This window comes from Microbacterium pasadenense (assembly GCF_047246565.1).
Taxonomy (GTDB): domain Bacteria; phylum Actinomycetota; class Actinomycetes; order Actinomycetales; family Microbacteriaceae; genus Microbacterium.
In genome coordinates, this window is the sequence record NZ_JBFOKN010000001.1 from 126,376 (window position 1) to 147,987 (window position 21,612).

16 protein-coding genes are annotated in these 21,612 nt (G+C 71.9%); 12 read left to right on the forward strand and 4 right to left on the reverse strand.

Annotation, left to right across the window (positions count from 1 at the left end; translation table 11 throughout):
• Positions 1 to 59: 59 nt before the first annotated feature.
• On the forward strand, positions 60 to 983 hold the full coding sequence (locus AB3M83_RS00580) for a carbohydrate ABC transporter permease (RefSeq protein WP_412944400.1): 924 nt from the start codon (positions 60 to 62) through the stop codon (positions 981 to 983).
• On the forward strand, positions 977 to 1,843 hold the full coding sequence (locus AB3M83_RS00585) for a carbohydrate ABC transporter permease (protein WP_412944401.1): 867 nt from the start codon (positions 977 to 979) through the stop codon (positions 1,841 to 1,843). The genes AB3M83_RS00580 and AB3M83_RS00585 overlap by 7 nt, the downstream gene beginning before the upstream one ends.
• A 39-nt stretch (positions 1,844 to 1,882) precedes the next feature.
• Here the strand turns inward: AB3M83_RS00585 and AB3M83_RS00590 are convergent, their stop codons facing one another.
• Positions 1,883 to 2,746: an AraC family transcriptional regulator gene (locus AB3M83_RS00590; protein ID WP_412944402.1), complete on the reverse strand. Its 864-nt coding sequence runs from the start codon at positions 2,744 to 2,746 to the stop codon at positions 1,883 to 1,885.
• Between the two features lie 92 nt (positions 2,747 to 2,838).
• Between AB3M83_RS00590 and AB3M83_RS00595 the strand changes: the two genes are divergently transcribed.
• Together AB3M83_RS00595 and AB3M83_RS00600 are read left to right on the forward strand one after the other, a co-directional pair.
• Positions 2,839 to 6,099 (forward strand): DUF5107 domain-containing protein, encoded by a 3,261-nt coding sequence (locus tag AB3M83_RS00595; protein ID WP_412944403.1) that lies wholly within the window; start codon positions 2,839 to 2,841, stop codon positions 6,097 to 6,099.
• Positions 6,096 to 7,403: a cellulase-like family protein gene (locus AB3M83_RS00600; RefSeq protein ID WP_412944404.1), complete on the forward strand. Its 1,308-nt coding sequence runs from the start codon at positions 6,096 to 6,098 to the stop codon at positions 7,401 to 7,403. Before AB3M83_RS00595 ends, AB3M83_RS00600 begins: the two co-directional genes overlap by 4 nt.
• A 168-nt stretch (positions 7,404 to 7,571) precedes the next feature.
• Here AB3M83_RS00600 and AB3M83_RS00605 read toward each other — a convergent pair whose 3' ends face one another.
• Both AB3M83_RS00605 and AB3M83_RS00610 read right to left on the reverse strand, forming a co-directional pair.
• Positions 7,572 to 9,902, reverse strand: a complete 2,331-nt coding sequence (locus AB3M83_RS00605; protein WP_412944405.1) for a rhamnogalacturonan lyase — start codon at positions 9,900 to 9,902, stop codon at positions 7,572 to 7,574.
• A gap of 179 nt (positions 9,903 to 10,081) precedes the next feature.
• Complete coding sequence (locus AB3M83_RS00610) at positions 10,082 to 11,086, reverse strand: LacI family DNA-binding transcriptional regulator (RefSeq protein ID WP_412944406.1); 1,005 nt, start codon at positions 11,084 to 11,086, stop codon at positions 10,082 to 10,084.
• 110 nt (positions 11,087 to 11,196) lie between these two features.
• On the opposite strand from AB3M83_RS00610, the gene AB3M83_RS00615 reads away from it, so the two are divergent.
• From AB3M83_RS00615 to AB3M83_RS00650, 8 genes are all read left to right on the forward strand, one after another.
• Entirely contained in the window at positions 11,197 to 11,556 is a 360-nt protein-coding gene (locus AB3M83_RS00615; protein WP_412944407.1) for an L-rhamnose mutarotase, read from the forward strand.
• Positions 11,553 to 12,719: an L-rhamnose isomerase gene (gene rhaI, locus AB3M83_RS00620; RefSeq protein ID WP_412944408.1), complete on the forward strand. Its 1,167-nt coding sequence runs from the start codon at positions 11,553 to 11,555 to the stop codon at positions 12,717 to 12,719. Before AB3M83_RS00615 ends, rhaI begins: the two co-directional genes overlap by 4 nt.
• 2 nt (positions 12,720 to 12,721) lie before the next feature.
• Entirely contained in the window at positions 12,722 to 14,032 is a 1,311-nt protein-coding gene (locus AB3M83_RS00625) for an MFS transporter (RefSeq protein WP_412944409.1), read from the forward strand.
• Between the two features lie 33 nt (positions 14,033 to 14,065).
• Complete coding sequence (locus tag AB3M83_RS00630; protein WP_412944410.1) at positions 14,066 to 16,102, forward strand: bifunctional aldolase/short-chain dehydrogenase; 2,037 nt, start codon at positions 14,066 to 14,068, stop codon at positions 16,100 to 16,102.
• Between the two features lie 121 nt (positions 16,103 to 16,223).
• Complete coding sequence (locus tag AB3M83_RS00635; RefSeq protein WP_412944411.1) at positions 16,224 to 17,648, forward strand: rhamnulokinase; 1,425 nt, start codon at positions 16,224 to 16,226, stop codon at positions 17,646 to 17,648.
• Between the two features lie 12 nt (positions 17,649 to 17,660).
• Positions 17,661 to 18,905: an alpha-hydroxy acid oxidase gene (locus AB3M83_RS00640; protein ID WP_412944412.1), complete on the forward strand. Its 1,245-nt coding sequence runs from the start codon at positions 17,661 to 17,663 to the stop codon at positions 18,903 to 18,905.
• 294 nt (positions 18,906 to 19,199) lie between these two features.
• Positions 19,200 to 20,519: an MATE family efflux transporter gene (locus tag AB3M83_RS00645; protein WP_412944414.1), complete on the forward strand. Its 1,320-nt coding sequence runs from the start codon at positions 19,200 to 19,202 to the stop codon at positions 20,517 to 20,519.
• Between the two features lie 130 nt (positions 20,520 to 20,649).
• A complete protein-coding gene (locus AB3M83_RS00650) occupies positions 20,650 to 20,847 on the forward strand; it encodes a hypothetical protein (protein WP_412944416.1) in 198 nt (65 codons plus the stop codon).
• A gap of 24 nt (positions 20,848 to 20,871) precedes the next feature.
• On the opposite strand, the gene AB3M83_RS00655 is transcribed toward AB3M83_RS00650, so the two are convergent.
• Positions 20,872 to 21,546, reverse strand: a complete 675-nt coding sequence (locus tag AB3M83_RS00655) for a TrmH family RNA methyltransferase (RefSeq protein ID WP_412944417.1) — start codon at positions 21,544 to 21,546, stop codon at positions 20,872 to 20,874.
• Positions 21,547 to 21,612: the final 66 nt, after the last annotated feature.

Here is a 21,612-nt window from a genome sequence, read left to right on the forward strand (position 1 = left end):
AGGGCGCGTCGCCCTCCCCTCCCTCCCCCCATCCGCACCCGAACCGGAGACCCTCCCGCATGACCGCACTGGCCCCACCCCGACGGCGACCCCGCACCCGCGACCGTTCCGCGGCGAAATGGGTCCTGCTCCTGCCGTTCGTGGTCATGTTCGCCCTCTTCTTCGTCGCGCCGATCGTCTACGCCGTCGTGCAGAGCATGTTCACGACTCGCAGCTCCGGCCTCGGACTGGGCCGCCCCGAGACGGCCTTCGTCTTCCTCGACAACTACGCCCGCGCGCTGGGCGACGCCGCCTTCCTCGACAGCGTCGGACGACTGGTGGTCTTCGCCGCCATCGAGGTGCCGCTCATGGTCCTCACCGCGCTCGGTCTCGCCCTCCTGCTCGACTCGGGCAAGGCGCGGTTCCCGCGCTTCTTCCGCGTGCTCTACTTCGCGCCCTACGGCGTGCCCGGCGTGATCGCCACCCTCCTCTGGGGCTTCCTCTACATCCCCGCGACGAGCCCGGTCCTGCAGGGGCTCGGCGAGCTCGGGATCGCCGTGGATCCGCTCGCGAGCGGGAATGTCCTGTTCGCCATCGCGAACATCGCCCTCTGGGGATTCGCCGGCTACAACATGGTCATCCTGATGGCCGCGCTGGACGCGATCCCGTCGGAGCTCTATGAGGCCGCCCGGGTCGACGGCGCGTCGACGTGGTCGACGACGTGGCACATCAAGCTGCCCCTCGTGCGGCCCTCCGTCATCCTGGTCACCGTCTTCACGATCATCGGAACCCTGCAGCTGTTCGTGGAGCCCCTCGTCCTGCAGCCGCTCACGACCGCGATCAGCTCCACCTACACGCCGAACCTCGCCGCCTACAACCAGGCCTTCGCGCAGGGCAACCCGAACCTCGCCGCCGCGATGGCGGTGCTGGTCGCCCTCCTCGGCTTCATCTTCTCCTTCGGCTTCCTCCGACTCGTCAACCGGAAGGGATCCCGCGCATGGTGAACCGCGCTCCGTCCGTTCGCAGCGGCGCGCCCAGCACGCTGGCCGTCAACCTCGTGCTCGCCGTCGCCGGCATCTACTTCCTGCTGCCGCTCGTGTGGGTGATCGTCGCGGCCACCAAGTCGCCCGGCGATCTCTTCGGCACCTTCGGACTGTGGTTCAGCGACACCCCGCAGGCGTGGCAGAACCTCACCGCCCTGTTCACCCAGAGCGGCGGCGTCTTCACCCGCTGGGTCGGCAACAGCCTCCTGTACTCGGGGCTCGGCGCGCTGGTGGCGATGGTCCTCTCCGCCGCCGCGGGCTACGCGATCGCCAAGTACCGGTTCCGCGGCAAGGAGGCGCTGTTCTCCGTCATCCTGGGCGGCGTGCTGGTGCCGGCGACCGTGATCGCCCTGCCGCTGTACTTCCTGCTCAACACGGTCGGCCTCACCGGGTCGTACTGGGCCGTGCTGCTGCCGAGCATGGTGAGCCCTTTCGGCGTTTACCTCGCCCGCATCCACGCGAACGCGAGCGTGCCCGACGAGATCGTCGAGGCGGCGCGGCTCGACGGCGCCGGGGATCTGCGGATCTTCGGGACCATCGCGACCCGCATGATGATGCCGGCGCTGGTCACGATCTTCCTGTTCCAGTTCGTGACGATCTGGAACAACTACCTGCTGCCGCTCGTGATGCTCAACGACACGAAGACCTTTCCCGTGACGCTGGGTCTGACGCTCTGGAACTCGCAGACCCAGCGCGACCCGGCATTCTACTCCCTCGTCGTCATGGGCTCGGCGGTGTCGGCTGTCATCCTCGTGGGGCTGATGATCGCGCTGCAGCGCTTCTGGCGGGCCGACCTGACCGCCGGCGCCACGAAGGGCTGACGGGGTCGACGGATGCCGCGGCGGACGCGGCGGCATCCGTCAGCCCTTCCGGTGCTCGCGATACGCGGTGGGCGCCATGCCGTGGGTGAGGCGGAACCGGCGCGAGAAGTAGAACGGGTCATCCATGCCGACGCGACGGCCCACCTCCGCCACCGGAAGGTCGGTCGTGTCGAGGAGCGACCGGGCGAGCGCCATCTTCAGCGCGAGGTGGTGCGCGACGATGCCGCCGCCGGTGGCTTCGCGGAACAGGGCGGCGAGGTGCGACGGCGACACCCCGACCATCGCGGCAAGCTCGGGGACGTGCACGCTGCCGTCGATGCGCTCCTCCAGGTAGCGCAGAGCCCGCGAGAGCGGCGTGCCGCGCTCGGGCAGCAGCCGGTCCACGGCGAGCTGGGTGAGCAGACGCCAGGCGATGCCCGACGTGGCGAGCAGCCGGGCGGGCGTGCTGTCCCGCTCGAGCGACGTCGCGATCTCGTCGAGCAGCGCCGTCGCCCGGTCGGCGGCGCGCAGCGAGAGGGTGACGCGGGTCGCCGAGATGTCCGCGGCCTCGAGCAGCTCGGGGACGTCGCTGCCGCGCACATGGCACCACCAGATCGTCCAGGGGTCCTCCGCTGATGCGCCGTAGGCGTGCGGCACGCCGCCGGGGATCACGATCGCCGTCGACGACCCGACGCGCGTGCGCTGACCGGCGACCTCGACCCATCCGGCGCCGTCCACGCACACGATGACGATGGTCTCGGCGGCCCCGCGCGGGCGGTGCCGCCCGTGATCGGCGGCGCGCGGGAAGTATCCGGCATCCGTCACCACGATCCGTCGGGTGACCGGGCGGGCCAGTGCCGCCTCCACGAGTGGCCGCGGCACGACACTGAGCCGCTGGCGCTCGAATCCGTCCGCTCGCTCCATTCCCCCATTCTGTCGGACGGACCAGCGGATCATCCATGCCGCGCGCCCTTTCGGCCATGTGCGCGAGGCGCGGTCGACCGTAGATTCGGCAGGTGACCCGCGACGACTCCGCGCCCAGCCGCATCGTGCTGCCCGACGCCCCCGCCGATCAGAAGGCCCTCCTCGACGCCGGCGGCGTCGCGTGCTGGGCGGCGGACGTGGAGATCGACACCTACGAGCCCGGCGCCCCGGACCCGTACCCCGCGTTCCTCGAGCGCCGCGTGTACCAGGGGTCGAGCGGCCGCGTGTACCCGCTGCCGATGACCGACACCATCGCGCACGACAAGCGACCGCGTCGCTGGCAGGCGATCCACCTGGAGAACGCGTACGTGCGGCTCATGCTGCTGCCCGAGATCGGCGGTCGCATCCACATCGGCTACGACAAGGTCGCCGGGTACGACTTCTTCTACCGGAACAACGTGATCAAGCCGGCGCTCGTCGGCCTCGCGGGCCCGTGGATGTCGGGTGGCGTCGAGTTCAACTGGCCGCAGCACCATCGGCCGGCGACGTTCCTCCCCGTCGATGCCCGCATCGAGCGGGAGGACGACGGCGCCGCGGTCGTCTGGCACAGCGACCTCGACCCGCTGCAGCGGATGCGCGGACTGCACGGCGTGCGACTGCGTCCGGGCTCCTCTCTCGTCGAGGTCGACGTCCGACTGCACAACCGCACGGACGTCCCGCAGACCTTCCTCTGGTGGGCGAACGTCGCGGCACGCTCGCACGAGCGGTATCAGGCCTTCTTCCCCGACGACGTCGCGTACGTCGCCGACCACGCACGCCGCGCGATCACGGCCTTCCCGGCCGCCGACCGGCCGTACTACGGCGTGGACTACCCCGCCCTGGCCGCAGAGCGCCCCGGCGCCGACCGCATCGACGTGTACAGCAACATCCCGGTGCCCACGTCGTACATGATCACCGACACCGCCGACGCGTTCTTCGGCGGCTACGACCATGCCACCGACGCCGGGTTCGTGCACTGGGCGGACCCGGCCATCTCGCCCGGGAAGAAGCTGTGGACCTGGGGCGACGGTCCGGTCGGCCACGCCTGGGACGACCAGCTCACCGACGACGACGGCCCGTACGTCGAGCTCATGGCCGGTGTCTACACCGACAACCAGCCCGATTTCGCCTGGCTGGTCCCGGGCGAGACCAAGTCCTTCCGGCAGTACTGGTACCCCGTGCACGCCATCGGTCCGGCCCGGCAGGCGACGACGGCCGCCGCCGTGTCGGTGTCGACGGATGCCGCCGGCACGACCGCCGTCGGCGTTCAGACCACCGGGCACCACCGCTCGGTCCGCGTCACGGCGACGCTCGCGGACGGCACCGCGCGGGCGTTCGAGACCCCGGCCGACCCGGCCTCGCCGTGGCGTGTCGAGCTGACCGGCGAGGTCATCGCGGTCACCGTCTCGGATGCCATCACCGACACCGAGCTGGTCGCCTGGACCCGCCGTGACGAGAACGCGGGCGAGCCGTGGGTGGCGACCGCGCCGCCGCAACCGGAGGAGATCGACGGCAGCGACGAGCTGTATCTGACCGCCGTCCACCTGGTGCAGTACCGGCATCCCACGCGCTCCCCCCTGCCGTACCTGCACGAACTGCTGCGCCGCGATCCGTCGGATGCCCGCACCGCCACCCTCCTCGGCTCGTGGCACCTCGCCCGCGGCGAGTACGACGCGGCACGCCTGCAGCTCGAGACGGCCGTGGCGCGCGAGACGCGCCGCAACCTGAATCCGCGGGACGGCGAGGCGCACTACCTGCTGGGGCTCGCGCTGGAACGCCTCGGCGAGCTCGGCGCCGCCGACGCGCGACTCGGTCGAGCCGGGTGGAACGCCGTGTGGGCCGCCCCCGCCGCCCTCGCCCGCGCCCGCCTCGCCCTGCGCCGCGGCGAGGCCCGCGAGGCGCTGCGACTCGCCGCCGACGCGGGCGCGATCCCCGAGGCGCAGCGCCTGCGCGTGCTCGCCCTGCGCTCGCTCGGCCGCCCCGACGAGGCGCGCGCGGAGCTCGACGCGCTCGTCGCCGCCGACCCGCTCGATCCGGTGACCGCGCTCCTGGCCGGGACCGGGACGCCCGTCGACCCCAGAGCGGCGCTGGACGCCGGCGCCGAGCTGCACCGCGCCGGCGCTGCCGCCGACGCGCTGGCCGTGACGGCGGCCGCGGCGGCCGGCGCTCCCGGCTTCGGGAACCTGGAGCCGATCCGCCGGCTGCTGCGCGCCCACTGGGCCGGCTCGGACGGCGACACCTCGTCCGCACGGGACGCGGGCCTCACCGCGGACACGCTCGACCTCGGCGGCGCCTTCCCGGCCGGGCTCGACCAGTACGACGCCCTCACCGCGGCCGCCTCACGCGGGTCCGCCGCCGGCGCGAGCCTGCTCGGGGCGTGGCTGCTCGACGCCGGGCGCGTCGACGATGCCCGTACCGTGCTCGCCCGCGCGCGCGAGCTCGGCGCCGACGACACCGTGACCACCCGCAACCTGGCGCTGGCGACGGTGCGCAGCGGCGGCGACGTCTCCGCCGCGGCCGATCTCTACGAGGCCGCCCTGGCCGCACGCGCCGATGCCCGCCTCGTCCTCGAGCGCGACCTCGTCGCCCGCCTCCAGGGGACGGATGCCGCGACCCGGCTCGCCCTCGTCGACCGGCATCCCGGCCTCGTCGGCCGCCGCGACGACCTCGCCGTCGTCCACATCGAGCTGCTGCTCGACACCGGTGCGCTCGACCGCGCCTGGGCCATCCTCACGGGCCGGACCTTCCGGGCGTTCGAGGGCGGCGAAGGCGTCGTGCTCGCCGCGTACGACCGGGCCGCCTGCGCCCGTGCGCGGACGCTGCTCGACGCGGGCGACGCGGCGGCGGCGATCGAGCTGCTGACCGCCGGACTCGTGCCGCCGGCGAACCTCGGCGAGGGGCGGCATCCCGCGACACCGCAGGCGGAACGGCTCGTGCTGCTCGGCGATGCGCACCGGCTGACGGGCGACGCGGACGCGGCACGGTCGGCGTGGCAGGCGGCCCGCGCCACCACCGCCCTCGCCGTGGCGCCGCGCCCCGCCGACGCGTCCACGTACTGGATCGGCGTCGCGCACACGCGCCTCGACGAGCACGACGCCGCCGCGGCGGTCTGGGACTCCCTCGACGCCCGCGCGGATGCCGTGCTCGCGGCACCCGACACCGTCGACTACTTCGCCACCTCGCTCCCCGAGCTGCTGGTGTTCGACCTCGACACGGCGGAGCGCCGCGCGGCGGATGCCGCACGGCTGCGCGAGCTGGCGGCATCCGGTCGCCGGCTCGCGCCGCTGACGACGACAGGAAGGATGGACGCATGACCGAGCGCTACCTGGGATCCGGAACCGTCGCCGAAGACACCGCAGGCCTGACGGGCCCGGTGCCGGCGCACCTGCCCGGACGGCTGGCCATCACGCTGTGGGACTTCTCCTGGTACACCCGGGCGGGGGACGGCGACGTGTACGCCGACCTGGATGCCGCCTGCGCGGCAGCCGCCGACCGGGGGTACAACGCGATCCGCATCTGCGCCGCACCGCTGCTGCTGTTCGGCGGGCTCGGGCTGGACGATCTCGCCGAGGACCTCGAGATCGAAGGCCTCGGTCCGGCGGCCACCGGCGGGTACTACGGCCGGCGCACGCGCTGGTACGACACTCCGGGCGGGTACCGGGTCGACCTGCGGTCGCGGCTCGCCGACCTGTTCACCGCCGCCCGGCGGCACGGGCTCGTCCTGATCCTCGCCAGCTGGGAGTACCAGCAGTCTCCCTCGTTCGCCGCGTCGCCGCGGTGGTTCGAGGCGCTCGACGCCGTGCCGCTCGAGGAGCGCTACCGCGTGCTCGCCGACGCCTGGGACCGGATGCTCGACTGGATCGACGCGCACGGGTTCCGCGATCTCGTCGCCCTCGTCGAACTCCACAACGAGGTCGACTTCTCCCTCCTCCCCGCCCTCGCCGACGGCGGTGCGCGCGAGGTCCGGCGACTGCGGCAGCGGCATCCCGACCTGCTGATCACCGCCAGCTACGGCAAGCCGCCGCACCTCGCGATGCACCAGGTGCCCGGCGGGCTCGGCGCCGCGCAGTTCCACGTGTACAGCTACGGCGTGCTCGACGCCCTGCAGCAGCGGATCGACATCCGCTCCGAGGGCAGCGCCGACTTCCCGAACCCGGCTCTCCGCGCCCTGCTGCTGCCGGACGCCCCGGAGCCGGCCGAGTACGGCCGTCCCGCCGACTGGAAGCTTCGGGCCACCGTCGTGACGGACCAGATGATCTACGGCTACGACTGGGTCGACGTCGCGGCGTGGGACGCCTGGCTGAACGAGGCGTACCCGCCCTACGCCGAGGTCATGCGGCGCGAGATCGAATCCCGCGTCATCGCGATCGCGGCGTGGGCCCGGTGGCAGGGCGTTCCCGCACTCGTCGGGGAGGGCTGGGTCGGCTACACGCCGCTGCACGGGACCTTCGAGGAGGGCGAGATCGGCCGGTCGCTCGCCGAGCACGGCATCCGGACCGCCCTCGCCGCCGGCGTCTGGGGCGTCGTGCCCTGCTCGAACGCGGCGCCGCACCATCCGATGTGGCAGCTGGACGACTGGCAGCGGACGGTGAACGCGCTGGTCCGCGACGCACGCTGACCGGCGGGCGCCGAGCGCGCCTGCTCCTGCCGAGCGCGCCGGCTGCGGCGGGGGTCAAACCGGCGCGCTCGGCACCGACCGGCGCGCTCGGCACCCGTCCGCGCACGAGAACCCGGTGCACGAGAAGAGGGGCGGATGCCACCGGCATCCGCCCCTCTTCGGGTCAGCTCAGCGCCTGCCCGGCTTTCCCGCCTTCGCGAGCGGAACATCCTCGAAGGACATGTCCGACGCCAGGTAGAAGTCCGTGTAGGCCGGCTGGTTGTAGGCGGTCTGCTGACGCGCGATCTCGGCACGGTACTGGGCGTCGTGCATGAGCGTGTACAGCTTGTGCTCGGTCACCTCGGTCGAGACGTAGATGCGCAGCGCCGACGAGTCGGCGGTCCGCACCAGGAGCTCCTCACGCCAGTCGCCCAGGACGTCCGCCACCAGCGACGGGTTGCCCTTCGTGCCGTTGTTGGTGACCGTGCCGGACGCCGTCAGCACGGTGCCCCGCGTCCAGTCGTCGATCGTCGGCGTCACCGTTCCCGCGCCGTTCACGATCTGCGTCGTGAGGTCGCCGGACCAGCGGATCGACATGTTCGTCCCGGGGTTCGTCGGCTGCAGCGTCTCACCCGCGGCGGAGAGGAGACCGGAGGAATCCGTTCCGGCGGGCATGCTCGACCAGACCTCGACGCCCTCGACATCCGGCCGGACGTCGCCGACCATGCCGCGGCCGGTGTCGCGGCCCGAATAGGCGCCGAACAGGATCTCACCCGTCGCGGCGTCGCGCATCGCGGTGCCGTACGGCGCGTACGCGCCGCCCTCGTGCACGGTGAAGATCTCCTTGCCCGGGCGGTTCGGGTCGAAGTCGCCCACGTGCATGGCGTCGCCGTGGCCGAGCCGGACATTCTCGCCGGGCGTCGCGCTGCCCTCGGGCATCGTGTCGAACGAGGAGTACAGCAGGTCGCCGTCGTCGTCGAGGGTCGCCGAGCCGTAGACGATCTCCTGCCGGCCGTCGCCGTCGACATCGGCGGCGCTCAGGCTGTGGAAGCCCTGCGTCGTGAGGGTGCCGTACTCGGGGTCGGTGCCGTCGCGGCCGTGCGGGCCGTCGTTGAACGGGTTCGTCATCGGCACGTGGCCGCTGTCCGCGAACCAGCGCTGACGCAGGTGCCGGCCGTCCCAGTCGTAGGTCGCGACCGTGGCACGCGTGTAGTAGCCGCGGGCGAACACGGCCGACGGGCTCTCGCCGTCGAGGTAGGCGACACCCGACAGGAAGCGGTCGACGCGGTTGCCGGGCTCGATGCGCGACATGGCGTAGTCGCCCCACAGGAGGCCGTCGTCACCGCGGCCGGGCTCGTAGCGGACCGTGTCGAGCTCCTTGCCGCTCTTGCCCTCGAAGACGGTGAGGTATTCGGGGCCGTCGAGGATGAAGCCCTCGAAGGTGCGCAGCGCGTTCCGCGCCGAGCGGGACGGCGCGTACACGTCGATGAAGTAGTCGACGAGCTCCTCCGCATCGGCCTGGGACAGCGGGTAGTCGTGCGTCGGCTCGGTCCCGAACGCCTCCTCGAGGGTCGCCGGCCACTGTCCCGAGACGACCTCGTCGCGCTCGGACCATCCCTCGAACAGCTCCACGAGGTGCTCGCGGTAGTCCGCGGCGCTCAGGCGGTAGTCGTCGCTGTGCGCGTAGCCGGCCCTGCGGTCGGCCTTCGGCATGGTGACGAACGACGCCTTCTTGGCCTTGCCGTTCTTGGTGTAGGCGGTGGAGGACGTGCCGGGAGCGGTCTTCAGCATGATCTCGCTGCGCCCGTCGTCGTCGAAGTCGTAGACGAGGAACTGGGTGTAGTGCGCGCCGGCGCGGATGTTGACGCCGAGGTCGATGCGGTTGAGCAGCGTGCCGTCGAGCTCGTAGGTGTCGATGTAGACGGGACCGGTGTAGCCGACCTGCGAGACGTCCTTCGAGTTCGAGGGGTCCCACTTGACGACGTACTCGTAGGCGCCGTCCCCGTCGACGTCGCCGACCGACACGTCGTTCGCGGCGTAGGTGTACGCCTCGCCGGCGGGCGTGACGCCGTCGGCGGGCTTGGTGAGCGGGATGTCGAGGAAGGGCGACGCCTGCGCGGTGGTCTTGGCGGACGGCCTACCCTCGCGCTTGCCCTGCAGGGGCGAGACGGTGTACCGCGAGCGGTCGGTGCCGTCGGCGTCGACGAAGTTCGTCGAGTCGGTGACGGTGGCGATCCGCTTGCCGTCGCGGCGGACGACGAAGTCGGTGCCGGTGAGCCCGGTCTCGCCGGCGCCGGTCGCCTCGCTCTTGAGCAGGCGCCACGTCAGGTGGATGCCTCCATCGGTCGGCAGGGCGACGAGACCCCGGTCGAGCTTCTCCAGCTGGACGGATGCCGCGGGCTTCGACGGCCCGTGACCCCTTCCGGGTGAGGCCATCGCGGCCTGGGCCGGGATGGCGAGGGCCGCAGCGGCGAGCGCAGCGACGACGGACGTGCGGACGGAATTTCTCATCTTGTTCACCTTCGAACTGCGTGGATGGAATGCGCTTTCCCCAGTCGCCGCCACGAGCCTATGGGCGGGCGTGAATCGTGTCAACGGGGTCGAGCGGGACCACGCCTGCCGCGCATCCGCCCGATGGCGCCCGGACCGCGACCGCCCGAGGAGCCACCCTGGAGAGGACCGGACGGATGCCGGCGGCCTCAGCCGCCGGTCGAGGCGCGCACCACGAGCTCGGGCTGGAACCGCACCCGCGTGGGCTCGGCGCCCGGCTCGGCGAGGGCGGCGAACAGGGCGTCGACCGCCGCGGCGCCGATCTCCCGCGCCGGCTGGCGGATGGAGCTGAGCGGCACCACCGTCGCCTGGGCGAACGCGATGTCGTCGTAGCCGATGAGGGCGATGTCCTCGGGCACCCGCAGACCGCCGAGGATGCTCACGCCCTGCAGCACGCCGACGGCGAGCAGGTCGTTCGCGCAGAAGATCGCGTCCGGCCGCGACGCGGCGTCGCGCGCCACGAGCTGCGCGCCCACCTGGCGACCGCTCAGCACGGTGAGCGCGTCGGTCTCGATGACCTCGAGCTCGGCATCCGGCACCTCCGCCAGCGCACGGCGGGCGCCCTCGAGCCGGTCGGCGACCTGCCGGACGGATGCCGGGCCGCCCGCGAACGCGATGCGCCGCCGGCCCCGCTCGAGCAGGTGCCGGACCGCCAGATGGCCGCCCTCGACGTCGTCGACGGCCACCGACGGCAGCGCCCCCGACGATGACTCCGCGTCGACGAGGACGATCGGGACGCCGGCATCCGCCAGCGCCGCCGCGCGCCCGTCGTCGAGCGACCGCGGCGTCAGCAGCACGCCGTTCACGCGCTGCTCGCGGAAGAGGTCCAGGTAGGCGTCCTCCCGCTCCGCGTTCTGGTCGCTGTTGCCGAGCAGCACCGAGACGCCGTGCGCGACGGCGCGCTCCTCGGCTCCGCGCGCCACCTCGGCGAAGAACGGGTTGGCGCTGTCGAGCACGATGAGCCCGAGGCTGCGACTGCGTCCGGCGCGCAGCTGCCGGGCGGCGTCGTTGCGCACGAAGCCGAGCTCGGCGATGACGGCGAGCACGCGCTCGACCGTCGGCGTCGCGACCTTCTCAGGCCGGTTCAGGACGTTGGACACGGTCCCCACGGAGACGCCGGCGGTGCGCGCGACGTCCTTCACACTGATGGCCACGGCTGTCCTGTCTTGACGAACGATTGCGACAAGGTTACAGTTTGAATCGTTTCACCGCATGAAAACGTTTCATCGAGGTGCCGCGCACCGGCATCCCACAAAGGAGTGACATGACCCGCGTCGGCTTCCAGCTGCAGGTCGACCCCGCACTCGTCGACGAGTACGTCGCCCGGCACAGCCCCGTCTGGCCCGAGATGCTCGCCGAGATCGAGGCATCCGGCCGCCGCAACTACACGATCTTCCTCGGCGAGGGCGGCCGCCTGTTCGGCTACTACGAGACCGACGACGACGCGGCCGCACAGGCCTACCTCGCCGCGTCTCCCGTCGCCGCACGGTGGGAAGCCGACATGGCCCGGTTCTTCGTCGGCCTCGAGGGCCGCCCCGACCAGGCCGCCACCCCCCTCACCGAGATCTTCCACCTCCACGACCAGCTGGCATCCGCCGCCGACCACGAAAGCGACGCATCATGACGACGTTGTCCTCCGACATCCTCACCGAGCTCGAAGGGCAGGCCATCGAGCTGCCCAGCTGGGCCTTCGGCAACTCCGGCACCCGATTCCGCGTCTTCGCGACGGAGGGCACCCCGCGCGACCCGTTCGAGAAGATCGCCGACGCCGCGCAGGTCCACGCGCACACCGCCCTCGCCCCGAGCGTCGCGCTGCACATCCCCTGGGACAAGGTCGACGACTACGACGCGCTCCGCGCACACGCCGAGGACCTGGGCGTCCAGCTCGGCACCGTCAACTCCAACACGTTCCAGGACGAGGACTACAAGTTCGGCGCGCTGACGCACCACGACGAGCGCATCCGCCGCAAGGCGATCGACCACCACTTCGAGTGCATCGACGTGATGCACGCCACCGGCTCCCGCGACCTGAAGATCTGGCTCGCCGAGGGCTCCAACTACCCCGGCCAGAACGACATGCGCGGCCGCCAGGACCGCCTGCAGGACTCGCTGCAGCAGATCTACGCCCGCCTCGGCGACGAGCAGCGCCTCGTTCTCGAGTACAAGTTCTTCGAGCCGTCGTTCTACCACACCGACGTCCCGGACTGGGGAACGTCCTACGCCCAGGTCGCCGCCCTCGGCGACAAGGCCATGGTGTGCCTCGACACCGGGCACCACGCCCCCGGAACCAACATCGAGTTCATCGTCATGCAGCTGCTGCGCCTCGGCAAGCTCGGCTCGTTCGACTTCAACTCGCGCTTCTACGCCGACGACGACCTCATCGTCGGCTCGGCCGACCCGTTCCAGCTGTTCCGCATCCTCGTCGAGGTCGTGCGCGGCGGCGGCCTCAACAACCCCGACGTGGCGTTCATGCTCGACCAGTGCCACAACATCGAGGACAAGATCCCGGGCCAGATCCGCTCGGTGCTCAACGTCCAGGAGATGACCGCTCGGGCGCTGCTCGTCGACCGCGACGCCCTCGCCGCCGCACAGCAGTCGAACGACGTCCTCGGAGCCAACGGCATCCTGATGGACGCGTTCTACACCGACGTCCGTCCCGCCCTCGCCGAGTGGCGCGAATCGCGCGGCCTGCCCGCCGACCCGTTCGCCGCCTACCTCGCCTCGGGGTACCAGCAGAGCATCGCTGCCGACCGCATCGGGGGCACCCAGGCAGGGTGGGGCGCCTGAGGATGGCGCAGCGGACACTGACCGCCTGGAAGGCGACCATCGCCGTCGCGATGTCGAACTACATCGAGGCGGGCGCGATCATCGCGCTCGCCACGAGCCTGACGCTCTGGCAGGAGAGCTTCGGCTTCGATGACGGCGTCGTCGGCGTCATCGCCGCGCTGTCGGCGAACGCGTTCGGCGCCGCGCTCGGCGCGGCGATCGGCGGGCCGCTCTGCGACCGCCTGGGACGGAAGTTCATCTACACGTACGACCTCATCGTGTTCATGCTGGGCGCGCTGATGGTCGCGTTCGCGCCCAACGTGGCGCTCCTGATCATCGGCGTCATCCTCATGGGCATCGCGGTCGGTGCCGGCGTCCCCGCCTCCTGGACCTACATCGCCGAGGAGGCGCCGAACGAGCGCCGTGCGGCGCACGTCGGCACGGCTCAGCTCGCCTGGTCGATCGGTCCCGCCGTCGGCTTCCTGCTCGCCGTCGTCGTCGCGCCGCTCGGCCTGTGGGGCTCGCGCATCATCTTCCTCCACCTGTTCGTCATCGCCGCGATCACGTGGTGGGTCCGCCGCGGCCTGCCCGAATCGCGCCGCTGGACGGAGCAGCGGCAGCGCGAGCGCGACGGCGGCGAGAAGATCTCCTTCTTCTCCGGCATCTCGGGGCTGCTGAAGGACCGTCGCAACTACACCGCCCTGCTCTTCCTGCTCGGCGTCTACGGCCTGTGGAACACCGTCGCCGGCCAGGCGGGCATCTTCCAGCCCCGCGTGTACGCGGCTGCCGGCGTCGAGGACCCGATCCAGCAGAACCTGCTGCAGGTGCTGGTCTGGAGCCTGACCGCCCTCGCCACGTGGGCGATCTTCATGCGCTACGGCGACCGCGTCCGCCGCCGGTGGCTGTACGCCGCCGGCGCCGTGCTCGGCGTCGTCGCGTGGGCCGTGCTCATCTACGCCCCTCCGGGCCTGTTCTCGCTGCTGTTCTTCGCCGTGGCGTGGGGCATCTCGGCCGGTGTCGGCGCACAGGCGTTCTACGGCCTCTGGACGGCGGAGCTGTTCGCGACGCGCTACCGCGCGAGCGCGCAGGGCATGCTCTTCATGCTCGCCCGCGTCATGGTCGGCGTGCTCAGCCTCGTGTTCCCCGTCCTGCTCACCCACCTGGGCCTTGCGGGCCTCGGCTCGATCATCGTGGCGCTGCTCGTCGCGGCGCTCCTCATCGGCACCATCTGGGCGCCGGACACCGAGGGCAAGTCGCTCGAGGACATCGAACGCGAGCGCTACGGCGAGCATGTTCCGCTCGCGAACGAGACCTCCGCATCCGCCCGCGCCTGACCCCCCATCCCCGCTTCATCACGAAGGAAAGACATGACCAATCCGACCGCCGCCGAGCTCATCGCTCGCAGCAACCGTCTCGGCGCAGACCCGAAGAACACCAACTACGCCGGCGGCAACACGTCCGCCAAGGGCACCGAGACCGATCCGGTCACCGGCGAGCCCGTCGAGCTCCTGTGGGTCAAGGGGTCCGGCGGTGACCTGGGCACCCTCAAGCCCGAGGGTCTCGCGGTGCTGCGGCTCGACCGCATGCGCGCCCTCGTCGACGTCTACCCGGGCGTCGAGCGCGAGGACGAGATGGTCGCCGCGTTCGACTACTGCCTCCACGGCAAGGGCGGCGCCGCCCCCTCCATCGACACGGCCATGCACGGCCTCGTCGACGCGGCGCACGTCGACCACCTGCACCCCGACGCCGGCATCGCGATCGCGACCGCCGCCGACGGCGAGAAGCTGACGTCCGAGATCTTCGGCGACAAGGTCGTCTGGGTCCCCTGGCGCCGCCCCGGCTTCCAGCTCGGGCTCGACATCGCCGAGATCAAGGCGAAGAACCCGCAGGCGATCGGAACGATCCTCGGCGGTCACGGCATCACCGCCTGGGGCGACACGTCCGAGGAGTCCGAGGCCAACAGCCTCTGGATCATCGAGACCGCCGCCGCCTACATCGCCGAGCACGGCAAGGCCGACCCGTTCGGCGCCGTCCGCCCCGGCTTCGAGGCCCTGCCCGAGGCCGAGCGTCGCGCGAAGGCGGCCGCCCTGGCCCCGACGATCCGCGGTCTCGCCTCCGCCGACAAGCCGATGGTCGGCCACTACACCGACAGCGACGTGGTCCTCGACTTCCTGGCATCCGAGAACGCGCCCGCCCTCGCGGAGCTCGGCACGAGCTGCCCCGACCACTTCCTGCGCACCAAGGTCAAGCCGATGATCCTCGACCTGCCCGCCTCGGCGAGCGTCGAGGAGTCGATCGCACGGCTCACGGAGCTGCACGAGGCGTACCGCGCCGACTACCAGGCCTACTACGACGCCCATGCGACCGCGGAGAGCCCCGCGATCCGCGGCGCCGACCCGCTCATCGTCCTCGTCCCCGGCGTCGGCATGTTCAGCTTCGGTGCCAACAAGCAGACCGCGCGCGTCGCCGGCGAGTTCTACGTCAACGCGATCAACGTGATGCGCGGCGCCGAGGCGCTGTCGACCTACGCCCCGATCTCGGACGCCGAGAAGTTCCGCATCGAGTACTGGGCCCTCGAAGAGGCGAAGCTGCAGCGGATGCCGAAGCCGAAGACCCACCAGGGCCGCATCGCCTTCGTCACCGGCGCGGCATCGGGCATCGGCAAGGCGATCGCGACCCGCCTGGCCGCCGAGGGCGCGTGCGTCGTCATCGCCGACCTCGACCTCGAGAAGGCGCAGGCAGCCGCCGCCGAGCTCGGCGGCACCGACGTCGCCATCGGCGTCGCGGCGAACGTGGCGGATGCCGCGGGCGTGCAGGCCGCCATCGACGCGACCGTCCTCGCCTTCGGCGGCATCGACCTCGTCGTCAACAACGCGGGCCTGTCACTGTCGAAGCCGCTGCTGGAGACCACCGAGAAGGACTGGGACCTGCAGCACGACGTGATGGCCAAGGGCTCCTTCCTCGTCGCGAAGACGGCGGCCAAGGCGCTCATCGAGCAGCGCATGGGCGGCGACGTCATCTACATCTCGTCGAAGAACTCCGTCTTCGCCGGCCCGAACAACATCGCCTACTCGGCGACCAAGGCCGACCAGGCCCACCAGGTGCGCCTGCTGGCCGTCGAGCTCGGCGAGCACGGCATCCGCGTCAACGGCATCAACCCCGATGGCGTCGTCCGCGGCTCGGGCATCTTCGCGTCGGGATGGGGCGCCAACCGCGCCGCGACCTACGGCGTGAAGGAAGAGGACCTCGGGCAGTTCTACGCGAACCGCACGATCCTCAAGCGCGAGGTCGTGCCGGAGAACGTCGCCGACGCGGTGTACGTCCTCACCGGCCCCGAGCTGACCCGCACGACCGGCCTCCACATCCCGGTCGACTCCGGCGTCGCCGCCGCGTTCCTGCGATGACGCGCACGGCATCCGCTCCCCTCGCCGAGCGCGCCGGTTCCGGCCGAGCGCGCCGGCTGGGGCGCGGCACCGACCGGCGCACTCGACCGCAGACGGCGCTCTCGGCGACGGGGGCGTGCGCATGACCGCCGGGACGGTCGCCGCCGTCGACCTGGGCGCCACCAGCGGACGCGTGATCGTCGGCACCGTCGGGCCGGACCGGCTCGACACGACGACGGTCGCGCGGTTCCCGAACGACCCCGTCCGTCTGGCCGACGGCCTGCACTGGAACCTCGTCGGGATGTACGGCGCGGTCCTGGGCGGGCTCCGCGACGCGCTGCGCCAGACGCCGGGGATCGCCAGCATCGGCGTCGACTCGTGGGCCGTCGACTACGGTCTGCTGACCCGGTCGCGCCTGCTCGGCGAGCCGTTCCACTACCGGGACGAGCGCACCGCGCGCGGCGTCGAGTCGGTGCACGAACGGATGCCGCACGCCGAGCTGTTCGGCCGCAACGGCCTGCAGTTCCTGCCGTTCAACACGCTGTACCAGTTCGCCGCCGAGGATCCCGAGCTGCTGCAGCTGGCCGAGCACGCCCTGCTGATCCCCGACCTGGTCGGGTACTGGCTCACCGGAAGCGCCCGCACCGAGCGGACGAACGCGTCGACGACCGGACTCCTCCGCGCCGACACCGGCGAATGGGACGACGAGCTGATCGACGCGCTCGGCTTCCCGCGGAGCGTCCTCGCGCCGCTCATCGCCCCGGGCGAGACGCTCGGCCACCTCAGCGACGACGTCGCGGCGACCCTCGGCCTGTCCGCCGGGTTCCGTCCCGCCGTCACCGCGGTGGGGTCGCACGACACGGCATCCGCTGTCGTCGCCGTCCCGATGTCGTCGCCGGATGCCGCCTACATCTCGTGCGGCACATGGGGCCTCGTCGGCGTCGAGGCGGACCGGCCGATCCTCACCGATGCGGCCCGCGCGGCGAAGTTCACGAACGAGGGCGGCGTCGACGGCCGCATCCGGCTGCTCCGCAACGTCATGGGACTGTGGATCCTCAGCGAGGCGGTGCGCGGCTGGCAGCGCGAAGGCCACCCGATCGACCTGCCAACGCTGCTGGACTCGGCCGAGGAGGTGTCGAGCCCCGTCGCCGTCTTCGACGTCGACGATCCGCGCTTCCTGCCGCCGGGCGACATGCCCGCCCGCATCACGGCCTGGTGCGAGGAGCACGGGGTCGCCGCCCCGCGCACGCGCGCCGAGTTCGCCCGCAGCATCATCGAGTCGCTCGCGCAGGCCTTCGCCGACGCGGCGCACGAGGCGGGCCGGGTCGGCGGCGTGGACGTGAAGGTCATCCACATCGTCGGCGGCGGCGCGCTCAACGAGCTGCTCTGCCAGCGCACCGCCGACCGCGCGGGCGTTCCCGTCCTCGCGGGACCTGTCGAAGCCACCGCACTGGGGAATATCCTCGTGCAGGCACGCGCCGCCGGCATCCTGAGCGGCTCCCTCGAATCCCTGCGCGACCTCGTCGCGCGCACACACCGGCCCCGCCGCCACGAACCGCGGGCCTGAGAACGGATCATCATGGTGAAGCGTCAACTCCCCAACCCGGTCGAGATCCTCGACCTCATGAAGTTCAAGAAGCCCGAGCTCAACGGGACGAAGCGTCGTCTGGATGCCGCGTACACGATCAACGATCTGCGCACCATCGCGAAGCGGCGGACCCCCAAGGCGGCGTTCGACTACACCGACGGCGCGGCGGAGGGCGAGACCTCGCTGGCCCGCGCACGTCAGGCGTTCGAGGATGTCGAGTTCCACCCGGACGTGCTGCGTCCCGCGGCCGACGTCGACACGTCGGTCGAGATCCTCGGCGGACCCTCGGCGCTGCCGTTCGGCATCGCGCCGACCGGGTTCACGCGCCTCATGCAGACCGAGGGCGAGATCGCCGGGGCGGGCGCGGCGGGAGCCGCCGGCATCCCGTTCACGCTGTCGACGCTGGGCACGACGTCCATCGAGGACGTGAAGGCGGCGAACCCGCACGGCCGCAACTGGTTCCAGCTGTACGTGATGCGCGACCGGGAGATCTCGTACGAACTCGCGCGCCGCGCCGGTGCCGCCGGCTTCGACACGCTGCAGTTCACCGTCGATACCCCCGTCGCCGGTGCGCGCCTGCGCGACAAGCGCAACGGCTTCTCGATCCCGCCGCAGCTGACCCTCGGCACGATCATCAACGCGATCCCGCGGCCGTGGTGGTGGATCGACTTCCTCACCACCCCGAAGCTCGAGTTCGCGTCGCTGTCGGCGACCGGCGGCACGGTCGGCGACCTGCTCAACGCCGCGATGGACCCGACGATCAGCTACGAGGACCTGAAGGTCATCCGGGAGATCTGGCCCGGCAAGATCGTGATCAAGGGCGTGCAGAACGTCGAGGACTCGAAGCGGCTCATCGACCACGGCGTCGACGGCATCATCCTGTCCAACCACGGCGGCCGCCAGCTGGACCGCGCGCCGATCCCGTTCCACCTGCTGCCGTCCGTCGTCCGCGAGGTCGGCAAGGACGCGACGGTGATGGTCGACACGGGCATCATGAACGGCGCCGACATCGTGGCGGCGATGGCGCTGGGCGCGAAGTTCACGCTCATCGGCCGCGCCTACCTGTACGGCCTGATGGCCGGCGGTCGCGCGGGCGTCGACAAGACGATCGAGATCCTGCGGAGCGAGATCGAGCGCACGATGAAGCTGCTCGGGGTCGCGAGCATCGACGAGCTCGAGCCGCGTCACGTCACGCAGCTCGCGCGCCTCGCGCCGCGCCCCGTCAGCGAGGCCTGACCCCCGGGACCGCCTCCCGCCCCGAAACCGACCCGCGCCGCCGAACGCCGATCCGGCGGCGCGGGTCTTTCGCCGTCGTCGGCGTGGTGCACCGCGGCGCCGCCGCACGGGCGGGCGGACCGACGTCGTGCACGCCCGACGGAGATTTCGACCTCGGCCGGTCCCACTTCCGCGGAAATCCGCGGGTCGGGCACACGACCGGCACAGGATCTCCGTCATCCGTGCCGCGTCGGCACGACACCCCGCACCGCCAGCCGGCACGGGCGGTCCCCGGTCGCCCCTAGGCTGAAATCCATGGCCGCGCAGACCCTCAACCGCGAGATCCTGCGCCTCGCCGTCCCCGCGCTCGGCGCGCTCGTCGCCGAGCCGATGTTCCTCATCGTGGATGCCGCCCTCATCGGCCACCTCGGTGTCGTGCCGCTCGCCGGGCTCGGCATCGCGAGCGCCGTGCTGCAGACCATCGTCGGTCTGATGGTGTTCCTCGCGTACTCGACGACGCCCGCCGTCGCGCGCCGCTTCGGCGCCGGCGACAAGAGCAGCGCCGTGAGCGTCGGCATCGACGGCCTGTGGCTCGCGCTGGGCCTCGGCGCACTGCTGGCCCTCGTCGGATCGCTGGCGACTCCCCTCCTCGTGGGCCTCTTCGATCCCGCGCGCGAGGTCGCCGAGCAGGCGGAGGCTTACCTCGGCCTGTCGATGTGGGGCCTCCCGGCGATGCTCATCGTGTTCGCGGCGACCGGCCTGCTCCGCGGCATGCAGGACACCGTCACCCCGCTGTGGATCGCCGGCGCCGGCTTCGCCGCGAACGCCCTTCTCAACGCACTCTTCATCTACGGCTTCGGCTGGGGCATCACGGGGTCGGCCGCCGGCACGGTCGTGGCGCAGTGGGGCATGGTCGCCGCCTACGCCGTCGTGATCGGACGACTTGCGAAGCGGCACGCGGCATCCGTGCTGCCGCAGCGCGACGGCGTCCGGGGCTCCGCCCGCTCGGGCGGCTGGCTGTTCCTGCGGACCGTCTCGCTGCGGCTGGCACTGCTGGTGACCGTCGCCGTCGCGACCGCGATCGGCACGGAGGAGCTCGCGGGCTGGCAGGTCGCCTTCACGATGTTCTCGACCGCCGCGTTCGCGCTCGACGCCCTGGCCATCGCCGCGCAGGCGCTCATCGGCCGGGGACTCGGAGCCGGCGACGAGCCGTTCGTCCGGAGGGTGCTCGGTCGGACCGTCGCGTGGGGGATCTGGTTCGGCGTCATCGTCGGCGGGATCATCGGTGCTCTGTCGGGCGTCATCGGGCTCGTCTTCACCGGGGATGCCGCGCTGGCGGCCCTGATCCAGCCGGCCCTGCTGGTGCTCGCGGTCGCGCAGCCCGTCTGCGGCGTCGTCTTCGTGCTCGACGGGGTGCTCATGGGCGCCGGGGACGCGAAGTACCTCGCGATCGCGGGCGCCCTGAACCTCGTCCCGTACGTCCCGGCTCTGATCGTCGTGTGGATGCTTCTGCCGACCGGGGCGGCCGGCCTCGCGTGGCTCGCAGTCTGCTTCTTCGGCGTGTACATGCTCGCGCGGCTCGCCACGCTGGGCTGGCGGGTGCGCCGCTCGGAGTGGCTCGCCGTCGGCGGCTGACGACCGAGCCCCGGCCGATCCGCCGTCGGCGGCTGACGACTCGCGGCCGGCCGCGGCGGTGGGCACGCATTTCGCGCGAAGCGAAGGGCTGACGCCTTGCGGAGCGGTGAGCCCGCCTCTGGCGCACGAAGTGCGAGCGCCTCCCGGCGAAGCGAAGGCGCGCGCCGCTTCGCAGCGACGGGAGCGCTCGCGGAGCGGTGAGCGCACCTCTCGCGCAGCGGCGGCACGACTCACCGACGTGCTGTTCGGCGGAGCGAACGCGTCCGACACCGGCGAAGGGGGATCGGACGGCGAGGGCGCCCCGTCGGGCTGGACCGGGATCGGCTGACGCTCCGAGCACCCGGCTGCGGTGTCACGCGTAGCGGCGGCACCATTCGTACATGACCACGGCGGCGGCGGCCGACGCGTTGATCGAGCGCGTGGATCCGTACTGCGTGATCTCGATGACGCCGGATGCCGCGGCGAGCGCCTCCGGCGACAGTCCCGGCCCCTCCTGACCGAACAGCAGCACGCATCGCTCGGGCAGGTCGGCGCGGTCGACGGGGACGGAGCCCTCGACGTTGTCGACGGCGAGGATCGGAAGTCCGGCATCCGTCGCCCACGCGGCGAACGCCGCGACGTCCTCGTGGTGGCGCACATGCTGGTACCGGTCGGTGACCATCGCGCCGCGGCGGTTCCAGCGGCGCTTGCCGATGATGTGGACCTCCGCCGCGCCGAACGCATTCGCGCTGCGCACGATGGAGCCGATGTTCATGTCGTGCTGCCAGTTCTCGATGGCGACGTGGAACGGATGCCGCCTCTCATCCAAGTCCGCGACGATGGCGGCCATCGTCCAGTACCGGTACCGGTCGACGACGTTGCGGCGGTCGCCGTGCTCCAGGAGCTCCCGGTCGTACCGCGCGTGGTCCGGCCACGCATCGGGTCCGCCTGGCCACGGACCGACGCCGACCGGCAGCTGCGGCTCGACCGCCGGCTCGACCTCGCGCTGCGGCTCTGCCGGCAGCTGCGGCTCGGGGAGGTCGGTCACGGATCCAGGCTAGCCTCGCGAGGCTCCGCGATCCGACGGGCACCCGAGGCGGAGTCGCCCCCTTCG